12 protein-coding genes are annotated in these 17,117 nt (G+C 70.0%); 4 read left to right on the forward strand and 8 right to left on the reverse strand.

Translation table 11 applies throughout. From position 1 onward, the window contains the following. The first annotated feature begins 77 nt into the window (after positions 1 to 77). Positions 78 to 905: a hypothetical protein gene (locus OG823_RS00110; protein ID WP_371476372.1), complete on the forward strand. Its 828-nt coding sequence runs from the start codon at positions 78 to 80 to the stop codon at positions 903 to 905. A 47-nt stretch (positions 906 to 952) separates the two neighbouring features. On the opposite strand, the gene OG823_RS00115 is transcribed toward OG823_RS00110, so the two are convergent. Together OG823_RS00115 and OG823_RS00120 are read right to left on the reverse strand one after the other, a co-directional pair. Beyond that, entirely contained in the window at positions 953 to 2,650 is a 1,698-nt protein-coding gene (locus OG823_RS00115) for a PAS domain S-box protein (protein ID WP_371476373.1), read from the reverse strand. A 784-nt stretch (positions 2,651 to 3,434) separates the two neighbouring features. After that, positions 3,435 to 4,325: a PIN domain-containing protein gene (locus OG823_RS00120; protein WP_371476375.1), complete on the reverse strand. Its 891-nt coding sequence runs from the start codon at positions 4,323 to 4,325 to the stop codon at positions 3,435 to 3,437. A 544-nt stretch (positions 4,326 to 4,869) separates the two neighbouring features. Between OG823_RS00120 and OG823_RS00125 the strand changes: the two genes are divergently transcribed. Further along, positions 4,870 to 5,604, forward strand: a complete 735-nt coding sequence (locus OG823_RS00125; protein WP_371476377.1) for a hypothetical protein — start codon at positions 4,870 to 4,872, stop codon at positions 5,602 to 5,604. Between the two features lie 206 nt (positions 5,605 to 5,810). Further along, on the forward strand, positions 5,811 to 6,686 hold the full coding sequence (locus OG823_RS00130; RefSeq protein WP_371476379.1) for a hypothetical protein: 876 nt from the start codon (positions 5,811 to 5,813) through the stop codon (positions 6,684 to 6,686). A 433-nt stretch (positions 6,687 to 7,119) separates the two neighbouring features. Here OG823_RS00130 and OG823_RS00135 read toward each other — a convergent pair whose 3' ends face one another. The 6 genes from OG823_RS00135 to OG823_RS00160 all read right to left on the reverse strand — a co-directional run bounded on the left by OG823_RS00135 (position 7,120) and on the right by OG823_RS00160 (position 15,449). Further along, positions 7,120 to 7,281, reverse strand: a complete 162-nt coding sequence (locus OG823_RS00135) for a hypothetical protein (protein WP_371476380.1) — start codon at positions 7,279 to 7,281, stop codon at positions 7,120 to 7,122. Positions 7,282 to 7,341: 60 nt separating this feature from the next. Further along, the gene (locus OG823_RS00140) at positions 7,342 to 8,055 is read right to left on the reverse strand and encodes a hypothetical protein (RefSeq protein ID WP_371476382.1); all 714 of its coding nucleotides are present in this window, start codon (positions 8,053 to 8,055) and stop codon (positions 7,342 to 7,344) included. A gap of 5 nt (positions 8,056 to 8,060) precedes the next feature. Then, a complete protein-coding gene (locus OG823_RS00145) occupies positions 8,061 to 8,348 on the reverse strand; it encodes an RNA polymerase sigma factor (RefSeq protein ID WP_371476383.1) in 288 nt (95 codons plus the stop codon). Positions 8,349 to 8,506: 158 nt separating this feature from the next. After that, complete coding sequence (locus OG823_RS00150; RefSeq protein WP_371476385.1) at positions 8,507 to 12,169, reverse strand: tetratricopeptide repeat protein; 3,663 nt, start codon at positions 12,167 to 12,169, stop codon at positions 8,507 to 8,509. 124 nt (positions 12,170 to 12,293) lie between these two features. Next, positions 12,294 to 12,854 carry an XRE family transcriptional regulator gene (locus tag OG823_RS00155; RefSeq protein WP_371476387.1) on the reverse strand — a complete coding sequence of 187 codons (561 nt, stop codon included), beginning with the start codon at positions 12,852 to 12,854 and terminating at the stop codon, positions 12,294 to 12,296. An 81-nt stretch (positions 12,855 to 12,935) separates the two neighbouring features. Beyond that, positions 12,936 to 15,449 (reverse strand): helix-turn-helix transcriptional regulator, encoded by a 2,514-nt coding sequence (locus OG823_RS00160; protein ID WP_371476389.1) that lies wholly within the window; start codon positions 15,447 to 15,449, stop codon positions 12,936 to 12,938. A gap of 214 nt (positions 15,450 to 15,663) precedes the next feature. On the opposite strand from OG823_RS00160, the gene OG823_RS00165 reads away from it, so the two are divergent. Continuing rightward, complete coding sequence (locus OG823_RS00165; protein WP_371476390.1) at positions 15,664 to 17,037, forward strand: DNA-binding protein; 1,374 nt, start codon at positions 15,664 to 15,666, stop codon at positions 17,035 to 17,037. The last annotated feature ends 80 nt before the right edge of the window (positions 17,038 to 17,117 follow it).

A 17,117-nucleotide genomic window follows, 5' to 3' on the forward strand; every position in this document is an offset into this window, starting at 1 on the left:
AGGGGACTTCGGCTGTTCGGTGGTTCGCCGGTCTCAACGCGCACGTCCGGGCCACGGGGCAGCATCGGGGTGCCGACGTGGGCCCGGTCAGTGGCTACGCCATCGGCACCTGGCTCTCGGGGCTGCGGGCGGCGGCGCAGGTGCCGGCTGGGGAGCCGGGGGCGCTGGCGGCGGAGCGGCGCCGGGCGTTGAAGGAGATCGACCTGTGGTGGTGCCCGGTGTGGCCGATCACCTGGCAGCGCAGCTTCGCGGTCGCCCGGTCGTGGTGGCTGGAGTGCGATGGGCGGGTCGATTGGACCGCCCTGCCGGAGTCGACGGTGTTCGAGGGTGAGCAGTTCGGTCGGTGGGTGCTCGCGCAGCGGGCCGGGTGGCCTGGCCTGGAGGAGGACCAGTGGGACCTGCTGACGGCGATCGGCGTCGAGGCCGACCCCGAGCTGGTGGCCGCGAAGGAGGCGGCCGAGGCGAAGCCGAAGGTGTCCCGGATGGACCGGTTCGAGCAGGGCCTGATGGCGCTGGCGGCGTGCGTCGGGCGTGAGGGCCATGTCCGGGTGCCCCGGGCGCACAAGGAGGTGCTGGAGGCCGTGGAGCGACCGGACGGGAGCGGGGAGATGGAGGCCAGAGTGGTCGTCGCGCTGGGCCTCTGGCTCAACAACACTCGGGCCCGGCGGGCGAAGCTGACGCCCGGCACCGGTGAGCCGGTTATAGCATTCCATTGGGTCCTGCTAGCCGATCCCGTGATGCTGCGGGGTCGGCCGGCGGCGTTCCGGTGCCGGGTCGGCCGAAGAAGGCCTGGGGATGAAGGCAGGCCGGTCCGGCGTGGAGTGGTGCCAGACCGACCTGCGGCGGCAATCACGCCTGTTCAGCTCGAGGGCGGCGGCTTCGGCACCAGTGCATCCAAGGGGTGACCGGCGCTGAGGAAGGGCCCCAATGCCGCCTCATCAGCTGCCAAGAGCTACCTCTGGCTGTAGTGGTGGAGATCCTCTACGACGGTCATCAGGAAGGCTGGCCCCTTGGCTGCGTCCCTGACGATGGAGTGGCGCAAGCGGACTTGCTGGTAGCTGCCGTCGCGGCGGGAGAGCCGGACTTCGGCCATGCCGGCCTCGGCGCTCGTGCGTTGCAGCAGGGCGAGGTCCTCGGGGTGGACGAGGTCGGCGAAGCTCTGCTGCCGCAGGAGGGCCCGCGGCCGGCCGAGCAGGCGGCAGAGCGCGTCGTTGACGCGGGTCAGCTGGCCGTTCCCGCCACCGTGCAGCTCGGTGATCGCCATGCCGCTCGGCGCGTACTCGAAAGCCTGCCGGAAGCCCTCCTCGCTGGCCCGCAGCGACTGCTGCTCCTTCTCCAGCCGGGCCAGCGCGCGCTGCATCTCAGCCCGTAGCCGGGCGTTGCCGATGGCGATGGACGACTGCAGGGCGAAGGATTCGAGTGCGGTGCGGGTGTGGGTACCGGGGTGTTTGCCGCTGTGCGGCTGGTCGACGGAGAGCACGCCGAGCAGGTCGCCGCTGGCGCTGTACATGGGGGCGAAGAGGAAGTCGTGCGGGTGCCAGTCATTGGTGAAGACGGGAAGCGGTCCGTCGCCCGTCCAGGTCGGGACGTCGGTGTCGATCGCCCCGGCCCGGTCATGGGGTAGGAAGCGCAGGGTGCCCCAGTGGTCGCTGACGTTCAGCATGCGGTCCCAGGACTCCCGGGCGCCGACCTGGCCGAGCAGCACCGCCGGGCCGTTCTCGCCGCTGTCCTCGAGCTCCCAGATGGCGGCCACCACCAGATCGCCGTCGGCGGGCCGCACCAGGTGCACCACGGCCACGTCGAACTCGAGCACGTGCACGGCCCCCTCGACGGTCGCCTGCAGCGTGCCGGCCAGGCTGCTCGCCGCGTTGAGATCAGCGATGGCGCGTTGCAGTACCTGGGGGTCCGGTTGGGCCTCGGCTTGAGCTCGTTCCAGTTCCGCGGATGCGCTCTTACGCGTGTAGGTGCGCTCCGTCTGCAGGGTGGCTTCCGCAGCCAGGAGGCGGGCTTCCAGCCGCAGGCACTTCTCCTCCGCATCGTGCTTGAGTGCCTGGGCGCGGGACAGCTCGATCCGAAGTGCCTCCAGTTCGGCCTTGAGGCCGCGGATCTCATCCCCGAGCCCGTGCGCTCCGTCGGTCTGGACATAGACATCCAGTTCGGCGGAGCTGGAGGCGTAGTGGGCAAGGGCCCAGTCACTCTCCAGCTGGCGGTAGCGCTGTTCCGCCTCACGGGTCTGATCCTCCGCTCCTTTGAGCGCTTGGAGCAGGGCGCGTTCACGGACATCTGCGAGTTTGAGTTCGCGTTCGGCAGCACCGAGGAGGTCCCTGAGCTGTTCGAGTTCGTACCGGGCGGGGTTGCGGACCTGCAACGCCTGAAGGCGTAGCTCGTATGCCTGGGCGCGGACGTCGTCGGTGACGGGGTTGCCGGTGAGGTCTGCGAGTTCCTTCAGGAGCTCGTCGATGAAGGGCCGGGGTGCGATGCGGTGTCCGTTGAGGTAGCGGGAGATCGTGCCCTTGTCGCGCCGGACGCGGGCGGCGTAGCGGGTGATGGAGATGGCGAGGGCGATGAAAAGCTGGTTGAGGAAGCCGGTGAGGGCCTCGACTTCGGGTTCGTGGCGTTCGGGTGGTTGCCCGGTCCGCTTTTCCAGCACTGCGTCTCCTCGTCAGGTCTTCGGTGTTGCCGGTGATTGGCAACGGTTGCAGCTAGCGCAACGACTGGGCCTGACGGAAGCGTAGGGGACAGGTTCAAACCGCCGCAGAGGAAGGGACTTTCGTGTCCGTTCAGCTGGGGCGGGCTGTTCAAAGAGCCAGGTCGGCAGCGGTTGACCGGCGCGATGGAGGGTGCAGGGGCGGGGCTCTCGTCCGGCTGGCCGGCTGGGCGAAGACGCGGGAAATCTGCGTCAGGGAAGGACTTGATCGGCGCCATGGGCTGGCTACCGTGCGGCGCCATGGGCTGTCAGGAGATGGTCTGGGCGGCTTGTTGTGTCCGGTTCGGCTTCTGTCGGTCCACCTGTCCATGACGGTGTACGAGACGAAAGAGAGATTTCGTGGACGAGTTGAGGCCGCGCAGCGAGATGACGGGCGCGGCGGGGTGGGACGGCGTCGAGTGCCGGGAACAGCCGGATCGGCGGGCGCAGCCGACGGTTCGGGTTGGGGTGCCGGCCTGGCGGAAGCCGGACCGAATGAGCGGAGCCATCCTCGCCGGAGTCGGCTCCGGCGTCCTGGTCGAGACGCTGCGTTTCCTGGCCGAGCACATCCAGGTGACCTGGCACTGAACCGGCGCTTCCTGGCCGGCCCGTCCACGGGCGGTTGACGTCGACGCCGTCAAGATCCCAGTGCAGTGCCCGGCCGCGCGCCGGACAGGCGCGGGCGGCCGGTCGGCCGGGGGCTGCGGCGGCACCGGGCCGAAGGGGTGCGGAGGCTGCTGCTCGACGCTCAGGTCTGCTCGCCGACCGTGTCCATCGCGGTGCCCTTCTTGCGGTACGCCTCCGGCAGGCGCAGCGTGGCGAGTCCGAGGTGGTGGGCGCGCAGGCGCATGCCGGTGTCGTCGGTCAGGACGCGGACGCCGGTCTGGGGGTGGAGAGCGGCGATGTCGGCGGCGCAGCGCAGGATGGCGAGGTCGGCGTCGGTGTCACGGTGGTCGCTGTCGTTCCACACTTCCAGGGTGGCTTCGCCGGGGCGGAGGTCGACCGGGGTGCCGGGCGCGGCGCCGCGGAGGGCGTTTTCTAGGTAGCGAATCGCGGTGGCGGCCTTCTTTGCGAGGGCACCGTCGCCGTACTTCTGCCGGTCCAGTTCGTCGATCACTTTCAGCGGGACCACCAGCCGCACCAGCTTCGCCTCCACCCCCTCGCTCTTGAGGACCTGGCGCCAGCGCACGTCCCCGGGCTGTGCCCAGTGGTTGAGCATGTTGGTGTCGTAGACGACGGGCAGGCCCGGGCGCTGGGCGAGTTCCTTCAACCCAGTCAGCTCGGCGAGGGCGTGCTTCATGGTCTGGTGCTGGCGCTCGATCTCGGCGGACAGGGCTTTGTTCCGGGCGGCGTACTCCGCCTGCACGCGCTCCGGGGCGGAGGGCAGCGGGAAGCCGCAGGCGGCGATGACCGTCTGGGGGCTGCCGAGTTGGAGGAGGTGCCAGTACGCCGGGGAGCGCAGGCCAGCGGCCAGGTCCGGTACGGCGAAGGCGCACTCCAGCGTCGGGAAGGTCTTCTCGACAGCGTCGGTGAAGGCCCGGAAGTAGTCCTGCGCGCCGCAGGCGGTTTCCCACACGGCGACGGCGTTGCGGATGGCGTCCTCGGCGTACTGCAAGGAGATGCCTGGATTGAGTCGCATTCCAGGATTCTGCCTCCCATCCAGAGCCTCCGGAACGGCTGGCACCAAACGAGCTGTTCGCCGAGAGGCCGCCCGTACGGGGTGCCAACCCCAGGCACGGGCAGAGTAAGCGCCAGCCGTACGAGTCGTCCGTCATCGGCTCCAGCAGCACCGAGTCGGCGGTCGGGTTGTTGAGGGTGGCCAGGGCGGGGCCGATGGCCGGGTACAGGTGGAGGCCGGCCGCTCGGACGACGTCCACCCAGACCACCTCGGCCTAATCCTCGGCGTCCAGCTCGGCCACCGCGATGCTCTGACGGGCCTCCTCACAGTTGCGAGCCGATGCCGTCGGCGCCGCCGCTGGCCGGATGAGCCCCGCGGGAAGCGCGGGCGAACGACCGACCGGGAGAGCAGTGTGAGGGACTACTCGGCCTGCCGGTAGTTCAGACAAATCCGCTGGTTGACGGCGCAGGAGGAGTGATCTGATGCCGCCATGGCCAAAATGAGTATCACGGTGTGTCTGCCTGCACGAGAGGCCGGCCGAGTGGAAGCGGCGGTCACGGAGGCGATGGCCCCCTTCGAGATCGACTACACGCGCGGCGACGACCTGGATATCTGGGACTCCTGGCGCATCACGGGTGGCACGGTGCACGCCGGCGGGTACAACGTCCTTCCGGGTCATGAACGGGATGCCAGGCTGCTCCACGAGCTCCCGAACCGGTGGCTGACCGGGCACGTGCCGGTCCCCAACGACTTCGGCTGGTGCGCGGGCGGGCCTCGCGAACTCCTCGACTTCTCCGCCTCGCCCGAGGCGGCGTGCGAGCTGGCCGACGCGGTGTGGCACCGGTGGCACCAACTCGCGGCAGAACTGCCGCCACCCCGCCCCCTGGGCTCCTACCTCGCCCGCCATTTCGCCGAGGCGATGACCTACTCGTCCCAGCAGGCCCATGCCGACTACATCGCCCAGCCCCTCGTGCGGGCGTTCACCGACTACCTGAAGACGGTGCCAACGGAGCGCTTCTCATCGGCGTTCCTCTTCCTACAGGACCCGGTCGCGAAGGTGGGAGGCACTTCCCGCGAGGAGTTCATCGCCCGCAGCGCGCCCTACGCTCTGCGCCGACGCAATGTCCTCACCTTGGAGGGCTGGTGGTACGAAGACGGCGACCCGGGTGTGCACGGCGCCTGCCACAGCGGCGCCTGCCCGCACGAGCCGGATCTGGCACCGGGCTACGACCACGTCAACAGCTACCTGGCGGCGCTGCACGGCGACACACTCCTGGTCAACGTGCACTGCCACGTCTGAGCGACGGCCACACTCGGTTCGCGAGGAAGGCCCACGGTGCTCTTGTGAGTCACCGACATCTCACCGCCCAGTGATCATCTACTGCTCTCCGGAGTGGGCGATATTCGCTCTCGCTTCTCACGTACGCAGCCAGCTGGTTGACGCACTGCTAGCGGCATGAGCGAAATGCATCGACTAGTCCGAGGCGCAGCACCTAAGTTCTGGTCATGAGCCCGGACGAGCTTGAACTGCTGAGAGTTCTTCTGCAGAACATCGACAACGTATTGAAGAACTGCGTGCCGCTCCGTGACGAGGTGTGGCCGGTCGGAGTAGGGAGTTCGCTGGCCGGGGATGACGCGAAGGCCTCCCCGTACCACCTCTCCCACAGCGTGCAGCATGCTCTGCAGGTGGCGCTCGACCATCTGCAGTGCCTACGGTCGGCGCTGGTGGCCCGGGAAGAGCCCGACCGGATATCGGTGACCTTGCCGATCCACGCCGGTGCCACGCTGGTACGAGGTGCCCTGGAGAACAGCGCCCGGGCGATCTGGTTGTTGGCCCCTGCTCAGCGTCTGGAGCGGGTAAGGCGACGCCTGGCACTGCAGGCCGACGACCACAAGCAGAACCGGGCCACCGCGGCAGTACTCACAAGCTCCATCGCCGCGTACAGGAGCGTCGACCCGGACTCCCTTTTCCAGCGGACCGAGGATGAGCAGAAGGACCAGCTCGTCAGGTTGCTCCTCGCAGCGGGCTGGACCTCGACCGGCCCCAAGGACACGCCGCAGAAGGCCCTGAAGTGGCCCACCTACGCAGAGGTGGTCCGCGAAGCCGGTGCCAGCCTGCCCCAACCGACGGACAGCGACCGCACCGTCGATATGGGCAAGCTCCTGGAGTACGTGTGGAAGACGTGCAGCGCCTTGGCCCATGGCGACTTCACGGGCTCCCTCAGCATCCTCGGCAAGGAGATCCAGGCAGAGTACGACGGGGTGTCACATGTCAGGCTGACCGGGTCGGTCTACCACCTCCAGCTCGGAACGTCGCTGGCCTGCCTGAGCATCATCACGGCGTTGAAACTGCACGAGCAGCGGAGCCGTCAACTTCGTTGAGGAGCCGCCTACCAGCCAGCCACCGAACACGCGGAAGCCTCAGAAGCCGTCGCGGAGCAACGAGGCCCCCCCGGCCGTCACCCGCAGGAGCAGGACGGGACGAAAGCGGCAGGCAGGGCCTTCCCCTCGACAGCGACATCGACGCCTTCGTCCTGGCTGCCCTTCCGAGGAGGCGCTCAAGGCGCTCTGAGTCGAGAGCCACGGGAACCGCAACGACCGCAGTCGGCACAAATAAGGGCGCCGGCCACCAGATGGTGGCCGGCGCCTCGGTGTCTACGACCGACGGCGGCACCTCTACATGGCGCCAGGGTTGAGCTCGGCGGTGAGCCGGAGCCGGAGCCGGCTGGAGTCTCGATGGTGCCGCACCCGGGCGACCTGGAACGGCCCGGGCCACGAGGATGGGCTGCAGCGCTCAGCCGCCGGTCCTGACAGGTCAGGACCGGCGGCTGAGAAGGATGGCGAGCAGGGTGCGGGCCTCCATCCGGCGCGCGGGAGTGGGCGCGGCGATGGCGGTGATCGCGATGGCGGTGATGGTCCCGAGGTAGCCGGTGACCGTGGTGGCCAGGGCGAAGGTCGCGGGGTCACGTACGGGCATGGAGTTCTCCTGGTCGGATTCGGGCCGGGCCCGCGCAACCCACGCGCGGGCCCGGCCGGGTCAGTGGGCGGCGAGTTCGTGCAGCTGATGGGCGATGTCGTCGGTGGGCAGGCTGAACGGCCCGCACATCTCGTCGGTACCGCCGGGCAGGCCGTCGATGGCCACGCGCAGCGCGTGGTCCGGCGACGGCAGGCTGGCGGTGTCCCGGATCGGTGGAGCTAGGCGGGAAGCCAGACGCGGGTATTCGGGAACGTCGGGCAGCGACGGCTGCAGGGGTGCCGTGGCGCCCTCCTCCAAGCGGGCGGCCTGGAGGAACCAGTGCTCGGCCTCGCGCAGCTCGCCGGCGCGGATGTGGTGGAGGTAGAGGCAGTAGGCGGCGGTGAGGTCTCCGTCGCCGGCGGCGAACTGCCACCACCACTGGGCTTCGAAGGGCAGGCCCGCGAGGTCGAGCAGGCAGCCGAAGACCAGGCCGCCGCGTGGCTCCCAGCGTGTCACCAGGGCATTCACCAACGTGTCGGCGCCGGGCTCGTTGATGACGAGCTTGGCCAGGGCCTTCAGGTCGCGGGCCGCATCGTCGAGCAGGGGGCCCAGCGGCGGCAGGACCGGCGCGGCGGGCCCGGACGCGCCCGGGCTGGGCGACGCGGCGGCGGGGGCCGCCCGACGGGCGGCCTGCTTCTCGGCGACGTACCGGCGCCCGGCTTCGAGGTCATAGCAGGGTCGGGCTTCGGGAGCGGGGCCGGCGCCCGCCAGCAGGCGGTCGAGGTCGTAGGTCATCGAGATCACTCCTGGTCGTCCTTGGCGGTGTCGAGGTGCAGCAGGCGGCGCGGGGCGAGCCGGGCTCGAATCTTCGCCTTGGCCTGGGAGGCGAGGGAACGGACGGTGTTCTCGTCGATGCCCATCGCTCGGGCGGTGCGCTCGACGCTGGAGCGGTTGAGGTAGCGCAGGATGATGACGTCGAACTTGGCGCCGGACAGCTCCAGGACCGCGGCCGCGACGGAGACGCCGACCTCAAGGTCGGTGGTGCCGGCGTCGATACCAGTGATCAGAGGCTGCGCCTGCCGGTGCACCAGTTCGGAGAACAGGATCCGCTCGATCAGGAGTCGGTGCTCCGCGCAGCGGGCCGGCTGGCCTGGCCTGGAGGAGGACCAGCAGGACCTGCTGTCAGCGGTCGGCGTCGAGGCCGACCCAGAGCTGACGGAACCTCACCTTGAGCTCGCGAGGCCCTTCAGCTTCCTTGGTGTGTCAGCACAACACGGGCGGCGATGGTCTTCTCAGTGTCGGGAGCGAGGTCGAATAGCCTCATGAGCCAACTGGCCGCCAGCTTGTGGCCCAGTTCGGCGACCAGCGCAGCGTAGAACTGGGTGAGCGCGTCTTCCAGCGGCGTCCCCACGTCATCGCGAGCGGCGATCCCGTGGCGGAGCCCAGCAAGGGCGAACGGAAGCGAAGAAGCGGTGACCCATGGCTGCGTCAGGGTGTGCCAGGCCAGCACCTTGAGGTTCTGGTTGACAGCCCCAGGTGCCGACGCCTTCGCCAGGCCGTTGGATGCCTTGGCCAGCCATTGGGCAATGTCCTGCGGGTATTGCTCACTGATGTGGGTGATGCAGCCGAGAACGAACGAGGCCACCGGTTGCGGCTCGGTCCATGCCTGTGGGCGGGACAGCGCTTCCGCGACGGCCTTCGCGCGCCAGCCGTCCGCGAGGGCGGCTGCGGTGTAGAGGTCATGGGAGAAGTCGATGTCGGCGTAGTAGTGGCGCAGGAGTTCTGCCTTGGCGAGCAGGACCTCGTCGGTGCTGAGCTGGCCTGATACTGTCGCCGCGTTGAGGAGGTCAAGGGTTCCGAACGTAGGGACCTCGCTGGAGTGTGCAAGGGAGCGCAGCACTCGGTCGTCGGTCCACAGGACCAGCCCGTGTTCCTTCGCGTGGTCGAGTGCGGTGAGCCACTGCCCTCTGCGGTGTGCGGGGAGCGGGAAGCTTCGCAGTTCCGGATGCGGAACCCTGGCAGTCGACCTGAGGATCTCGAGCACGCGGCCTGCAGTGGAGCGGTACCACTCCAGCTCGCCCTCATCCTCGGAACGAACGCCCGGATGCTGACCTTCGGCATCCCAGACGATCGTGAGGTCTGACTGCAGGGCCAGTGACTCCTTCGCCTGCAGCGCGTCCTGGAACAGCTGATCGGTGGTGACGACTCCATCGGGGAATCCGATCAGGATCTCGGCCAGCCGAGGGTCCAGCAGCGCCAGAGTGTGCGCGACAGTCGGATCGATGACGGCACGTACGCTCTGGGCCGCAGTGACTGCTTCGGCACCTGCGGCATCGGCCATGGCGTCGCGGGCATACACGAAGCCAGCGGCACGGCGCAGACTGACCTCAGTGTAGGTGCGGCCCACCACCCACGTCAGGATGCCCAGAGGAAGGTCGCCGCTGGCAACCTTGTCCCGGACCTCTCGGGTGTTCTCGAATGCCTGCCTCAGATCGTCGGCAAGGTTGGCCAGTGGATCACTGTCAGGGCCCAGTTGCACGGCCCGGAACTGGGAGCTGCCAGGGAAGCGTTCCAGGTAGCGCTCGGTGGCTTCCCTCAGTTGCTCGCCGTCCTCCTCGCTCCAGCGCTCCTGGGTGCCGGCCGCGCTCGCGTGCAGTGTCGTGATGAAGCCGCCGAGAAGCTCCTCGTCATCGGGCCAACGCCGCATCAACGTCAGAGCCTGGCCTACGAAGTTCGCGTCGTCGGAGTACCTCACCCCCAGGGCAACCCACAGCAGGGCCTCGTGTTCGGTGCGGGGCTCGATGGGCGTTCCTTGATCGACCAGTACGTTCCAGGCGTCCTCGGTCATGCCGCGGGCCACGTGGCAGCGGGCCAGTGCCCACAGGGCGTCGTGGTCATGCGGGTTGAGTGCGAGCATGCTGCGCGCCGCGGCAGCGGCTCGATCGGGGTTGCCTTCTGCGAACTCCGCCTCGACCAGGAGCGCGTACATCTCGCTCTTGCTCTGGGAAGGCCAATCGGGGCCGCCCAGCTCCAGCGCGTCCCGCGCGCAGTCCCTTGTCATCCCCGGCCTATCGGCCTGCCGGTATGCCTTGGCCGCCATGGCCATCAGGGAGGCGTCCCGCCAGTGCTGGGCGCCCGAGCGCAGGGTACGTGCCCGCTGTTCCCGCTCACCGGTGACCTGGTAGTGCTGCGCCAGCAGAATCACGAAGATTGGGCTCTTGGTGACGTTGGCGCGAAGGACGGTGAGGTCACCGGTGGCGCTGGACCTCGACGCCCGGGCGATGAGCCGGATTTCGGCGACCCGCTCAAGGTGGGCCGCTTCGAGGTCGTGAAGGCCGGCAGGCTCCACTCCGCACTCGGCCAAGCCCATCGCGGCGTGAAGCTGCCCCTGCTCAGTGGTAGCCGTGTCCCATACAGCCTGCCAGGCAGCCTGGAGCTGCGGAACCTGCACCTGGTCGCCGCTCTCCCGCTCCAGGGTGAGCGCTGTGATCTGCGCTTTGACGTACGGGCTGTCGATCTGGCCCTGGAGGTGCCTGGCTTCGTCCGTCCGTCCGGTGAGCGCTGCCAGCAAAGCCCTGTACTCAAGCAGGCGGACATCGCGCGCCTCACGAGCGGTGGCCTGACCCTCGGGCTGTTCCTGCATCAGATCCCATGCGGTGGCGATGTCACCGCACGCCTGTGCTGCCTGCACGGCGACCACGATGGGCTCCACGCTGTCGCCGAACCACGAGCGCCGGCTGTCGCGCGCCTTGATCGCGAGCGAAAAAGCCTCCCGAACCTCCGTCAGCCACTGGTCGCCGCGTCTGCGGTCTGCGCGCCCCAGAAGTATCTGGGCGATCGTCAGCTGGACCCCAGACAAGGTGCCGTTCGGATCCGCGGCACGCAGGCAAGCCAGGGCCGCATCGTCCTGCCCCGTGTTTGTGAGGGCGGTCGCTTCCACCGCGGCTTTCAGTACGCGGGTGGTCTCGGTATCGGGTTGCCATGACGCGATGTGGCTCAAGGCCGCGTTCCAGTCAGAGTCGCAGAGCGCAGTCGTGGCAAGGAGCGGCGGGGATCCGGGGTCGGTGTTGGCGGCCAGGAACGCCCGAGCCTCCTGGTCTTCTCCGTCCGCCATGTACTGCTGCGCAACCAGCACGACCCACTGGTCCCGTGGAAATCCGCCATCGTCGATGCACCGCCGGAAAAACACGGCCGCCGCCTGGTGGGCGTCGTAGTCCGAGGCGAGCTGGCCCAGCCAGCCGAAAGCGTCTGCAGGTGCCTGCTCCGCCCAGCCCGGCAGGCTGCTGGCCCACTGCCGCAGAAGCGCCCTACGGTTCTCCCGGTTGCTGTGCAGAAGCCCCACTGCCTGCTCGATCGCAGGCCATGCGCCCACCAAATCCTGCGCACTCTGCCGCGCGCGGGGGCTCAAGGTCGACAAGCCCGTCGGGAAGTCCGTTCGTACATCCAGCCGGGCAAGGATCGCGGTGCCGGTGGCAGCAGCGTGATCCATTCGGGTGAGGAGGTCGTCGCGAACGTCCGTGAACATCGCCTGCAGGCTCGCCTCAGTAACCTCCCGCAGGCCTGCCAGCGCACCCAGTCCTTCGGCCTCCCGGTCGTGCTTCCACTTCTCCAGCAGTTCCACCGGGTACTCGGCACTCCGAGGACCGTCAATCGTCTTGTGGTGCGGCTTACACATCAGGAGCAGGTTGACGAAGCTGTTGCGTTCCCTGACTGTCCGAGACGGATCGAAGCGGCAGCCGCCCTTCTCGAGCGCACGGATGTGGGCGATCTCCAGGTTGAGCATCGGCTCCCCACCCACCATGCGAAGGATCGGCTCACCGCAATCAGGCCAGTAACACGCGCCGCCTGCCAGCGTCATCAACCCGGCGACCGTCGCGTTGCTGTAGGTACGGCGCGGCTGCGAAGTCACAGAACCCTCCACTCACAACAAGACACCCAGCCTACGAGCACCCACCGACAACCACGCCGGTCACGGTACGAGCTGCCCAGCCTGAGACAACCGCAGCCGTCACCTGTAGCTGGCGGCCGGGGGTCTACAGTTCGACGTCCAGCCAGGCGATGTCGTTCAGCTCGACGTCCAGTCCCCGGGCGCGGTGGCCGTTGTCCTTGAAGTAGTGCTCGCGCAGGCCTTCGGCGAGGATCCGCTCCTGCTGGGCCTGGGTCGCTCCGGCGTCGCGGGCCGCGTACAGCTTCTTGGCGATGTCGCCGGGCATCTTCTGGGTGATCGTGCGGGAGCGGGGGTCGTCGGTGGAGCCGCCGGCCGCGCTGTAGCCGAAGGTGCCGCTGATGTGGAGCATGAAGCCGTTCTTCTCCGCGTCGCGGCGTACCCGCCGGCGGACCTTGGGCTGCCACTTCGCGCAGACGACCTGCTCCACCTTCTTCTCGTTGGCCTTGGTCATCACGGGCTGCTCGCCCTCCTTCAGCGCCCGGGCCCAGCGCTGGGCGGTGCGCACCGAGATGCCGGCGGCCTTGGCCAGGGCCTTGGTGTCCTCCTTGGCGACCTTCTCCCACAGGAACTTCACCCGGGTGCTCAGGTGCACCGGGATCGGGCGGGTGCGCTCCGCGCGCTCCAGGCCCTCGTCGATCTCCCCCATCAGACTGCTCCTTCCTGACGCCCCCAGGGCGCGGCTTTCGCTTGGGTACGGGCGGACGGGTACCGGCGGGCCGGTGTGCGGCTACTCGTCGGCGGAGACGATGCCGCCGGTCTTGATGTGCCGGGCCGGGTTGGCCTGGTCGGCGATCAGCTCGGTGATCTCGCTCATCGGCCTGCTGCCCTCGAACTTGACCATCCCCGGGCTGACACCCAGGCGCAGCGAGGTGGTGAGGGTGTGGTCGGGGCGGGTGAGGATGTCGAGGGCGCTGGGGCCGGGGGCGGCGAAGACGGCGCAGTCGGAGAGGACGGCGAGGGTGTGGAGGCCGGTGTCGGCGGCCATTTTGCGGAGTTTGCGGTGGAGGTTGACGGTGGCGGTGTCGATGACGAGGGCGCGCATGAGCGGGTCCCAGGTCGGTCGGTCGAGGGCGGCCCAGCGCTCGCCGGGCTTGTAGCCGTGGCCGCGGGGGCGTTCGCGCATTTTGCCGATGGTGCCCTTGGCGGTCTGCTTGATGGCGGTCAGTACCGCGACCTCGGCCGGGTCACCCTGCTTGATGGCGGCCATGGCGTCGAGGAAGGCGAGCGGGTCGGTGTCGGCGAGGGTGAGCGGGACGCCGAGGGCGGCCATGGTGTCGACGTAGGCCTGGCGCAGGCGCTTGTGCCACGGGTCGAGGTAGGGGCCGCTCTCGTGGCGCAGCCACCCTTCGGTGGGCTGGACCTTGGCGCCGAGCTCCATCGCGTAGGCGACCTTCGCCGTGGAGTACCAAGCCGGCCCGGTCGGGCGGGAGCCGTCGGCGGTGAACGGCGAGGGGAGCAGCGGGTTCGTCTCTACGCCGGACAGGTCCACCAGCCAGGAGCCGGGTGTCTTGGGGTCGAAGGCCGGGTTCAGCTCGTGGACCGGCCCCGACAGTGGCAGGACCAGGCGTCCGGCCGCGGCGAGGAAGGCCATGTTGACGTCGAGGCCGACCGCGAACGGCGCGGCCTTCTCCGCGTCGGTCGGCTCGCGGTGCCAGTCCCACGCCTCGGTGACCAGCTCGCCGCCCTCCTCGCGGTCCTGGGCGAGCGGGTGGACGTCCGGGACCTCCGGCGGCGCCGGATCGAACCCGTCCTTCGGGCGGGAGCCCTCCACCCGGCCTGACGTCCAACCCGTGTCGGTGCGCACCGCGCGGGTCGGCGGGCGCAGCGCGGTGACCAGTTCCAGGCCGCTCACGGCGGTGGAGCCGCGCGGGGTGAGGACCCGGATGGCGTAGGTGCCGAGCAGGCGGGCCAGGTCGGCGGCGCCGAGGTCGTCGGGGATGGTCCAGCCGCCGGAGGCGAGGGCGCCCCAGGCCGGGATGGACAACTGCACGCACTGGCGGCGGCCGTCCTCCGGGGTGCGGTAGATCCGCGCCCACGGGCCGAGGCCTCGCTGGGTGAGCAGCCAGCCGGCCTTCTCGATCTGCTTGACGGCCTTGTGGGTCTTCGGCAGCCGGCCGAGACGCTGGACGAACTCAGTCTTCTCGTCCCGCCCGAGCGGGGGCAGGCCGAGCTCCGCGAGGGCGGCGTCGGTGAGGACGACGAGGGCGTCGCCGTCCTTTCCGTGCCGGTGCAGCCGCGGCGAGCCGAACCTCTGCTCCAGCGCCCACTCCACCACCGCCGCCAAGGTACGGCCGGCCGGAGCGGTGGGTGCCTGGGTGCCGTCGGCGAGGTAGGCGACGAACGACTTGCCGTCCGGGGCAACGTCGAGCACCGCGAGCGGACCTGCCGGGAACCGCGCCGCCGCAGCCGCCTCCCAGTCCGACGGACCCTCAGCCGCCGCAGCCGTCTTCGCCGGAGCCTTACGCGCCCGCGACGAAACGACCGGACGCGACGACGCGGTACGGCGGGGCGCAGCGGCCGGGCCGGTCGCAGGGGCGGTACGGCGGGGAGCGGCCACCGGCGCCCCCACGGCGGCGGCAGGGGCTGCCGCCGGGGCCGCGGGCACGGCGACAGGCGCGGGCTGCATGGCGGCAGGGGCGGCGGCGGGGCGGCAGAACCCGCCCAGGTGCATCGGATGGCCCTGCGCACGGTAGACCGACGGCTGCCCGCACTGTACGCACGGCGCGGGCGCGGCCATCAGCAGCGAGCCGTCCGGGTTCTGGTCCAGCATCACCAGCTGCGCTGTGGGGGCCGGCGGCTCGGACACCGGGGCGGTGGCCGTCTTCGACACCGGCGCTGCCGGAGCGGCAACGGCTACCGGAGCCGGTGTCTCCCGCGTAGTGTCGGCCGGTGCCGGGGCCTCGGCCGTATCCGGAAGGGGCGCGGCTTTGCGGGCGGCTCGCACGAGGCCGGCGGCCTGGGCGCGGTGCAGCCACTCGGTGGGCTCCACCGTGCCGTGCTGGAGCGCCAGCGTCGCCAGGAAGGCGATGTAGACCTCGCGTTTGGGCGGGCGCGGGTCGGTCGTCCCGGCCTCCCATCGCACGATCGTCTCCCGGCGGGTCTTCAGCGCCTTCGCCAGGTCCTCCTGGGTGTACTCGGCGGCCTTGCGCAGGCGCTCCCGCTCGGCGGGCACCGGCAGGTCGTCCGCTGGCCTGGGCCGCTCCAGCAGCGCGTCGATCGCCGCAAACAGGTCGTCACTCATGCAGCACCTCCCCTTCCATCCCCACCCTAGCGTGAAAGTAACTTTGAATCGCACATTTGAGTCGCGCCACCCGATCGGAAGCAGCACGGCACGGACTGCCCGCTGACGGGAGAGGTCTGGTCACCAGGACGCGAGAAGAGAAAGAGGAAGGAACTGCCTTCAGGACTTGCGGCTCTTCGAGAGGCTAGGGGTCATGGTTTCCGGGATCTTCCGTGTGTCTCCTCTCGCTGGGGAGACGACCTTCTCGCTTCTTGACCGGGTCGCTGCCCGCTACGGCCTCGACGAAGGGGCCCTGCTGACGACCTGGCAGTGGAAGGGCCAGCGCCCTCGGCATGAGAGCGGTGCGCAGCGGGCGGATGCCGAGGTGCTGCTGGACGCGGCCGGGCGGCGAGCGCTGGCCGGGTTGTGCGGGGTGTCGGAGGAGGTGTTGGGGCGGGCGCTGCCGTCATGGGGGCTGGGCGACGAGAAGCTGGCCGAGCAGGAGGGCGGGGGCGGCCCGCGGGCGGTGTGGCGGGTGGCCGGCGCGGCGGTGGGGCCGGCGGCGTTCGGATGCCGGTCGTGCGCGGCGCGGCGGACCGGGGCGCCAGTGCGGGTGGTGCGGTACGCGCCCCGCTGGGAGCGGGTGTGCGCGCGGCACGGCCGGTGGCTGCTGGACGCGGACGCCGACCACGGCCTGGAGTTTCTGGATGTGCGCGGCCTGCCGGAGATCGCCGAGGCGCAGCGGCAATGGGTGGGAGTGGTCCGCCGGGCGCAGCGTGGCGGGGTGGAGGCGGCGGCGGTGTTCGCGGTGGCGCGGGCGGTGGTGTGCCAGTGGTGGGATCTCGCGTTGGGGTGGGAGCAGGAGCGGATCTGGCCGGCCCGGCTGCACCTCCTGGCCGGCGGGGATGCGGGGCCCGAGTTCTGGTGGTGGCGGGCGGTGGCCCGGGAGGCGGCGACGTTCCCCGAGGTCGTCGCGGTCGCCGGGGCGCTGGTGGACCCGGTGGCGGCGGAGCTGGTGTGGACCGACAGCGGCGGCGAGCGGATCCGTCCCTTCCCGCCCGACGGGGCGCTGTGCCGGGAGCTCGGCCGCAGGCTCGGGCGCCCGTGGCTGGGCGAGGTCGGCGCGGTCCCCGACAGCAGCGCGCTCACCGCCTGGTGGGGAGCACTCGTGCGCCGGCGCCGTGGCGCCGGCCAGAGCGGTGAGCGGTTCCTGGACCCGTGGTGGGTCAAACGCGAGGACCAACCGGTCTCCGTGGCGGCGCAGCTGCGGAAGCTAACCCAGCGGGCCGAGGGCACCATCAGCTGGCGTGCCGCCGTCCCCCGCCCTGAACGCACCTGGATCAAGGACGGGCTCCGCGACGCCACCGGCCTCCTGGCGCAGCTGGACCTCGACGACACCGCACCACTCGCCGCAACCACCCAACAGCTGCTGGACACTCTCGACAGGGCCATCGGCACCCTGACCAAGGCCGGCATCGGCATCGCCAGCGCGGCGCAGAGCGCGGGCATCCCCCTCGCCCAGCTCAGCACCTGGACGCACATCCCCGCAGAGGACCTCCGACAGGACATCGACGACCACCGCGACGACCTCGAGGAGCAGTACGGGTGACGACGCCGTTAGCACGGCGGTGGGGCTCTGTGGGCCGCTTCTGTGCGGACGTCGCTCGGACGGGTGCCCTGGTGGCTGTA

The sequence above is a fragment of the Kitasatospora sp. NBC_00315 genome, from assembly GCF_041435095.1.
Classification (GTDB): Bacteria; Actinomycetota; Actinomycetes; order Streptomycetales; family Streptomycetaceae; genus Kitasatospora.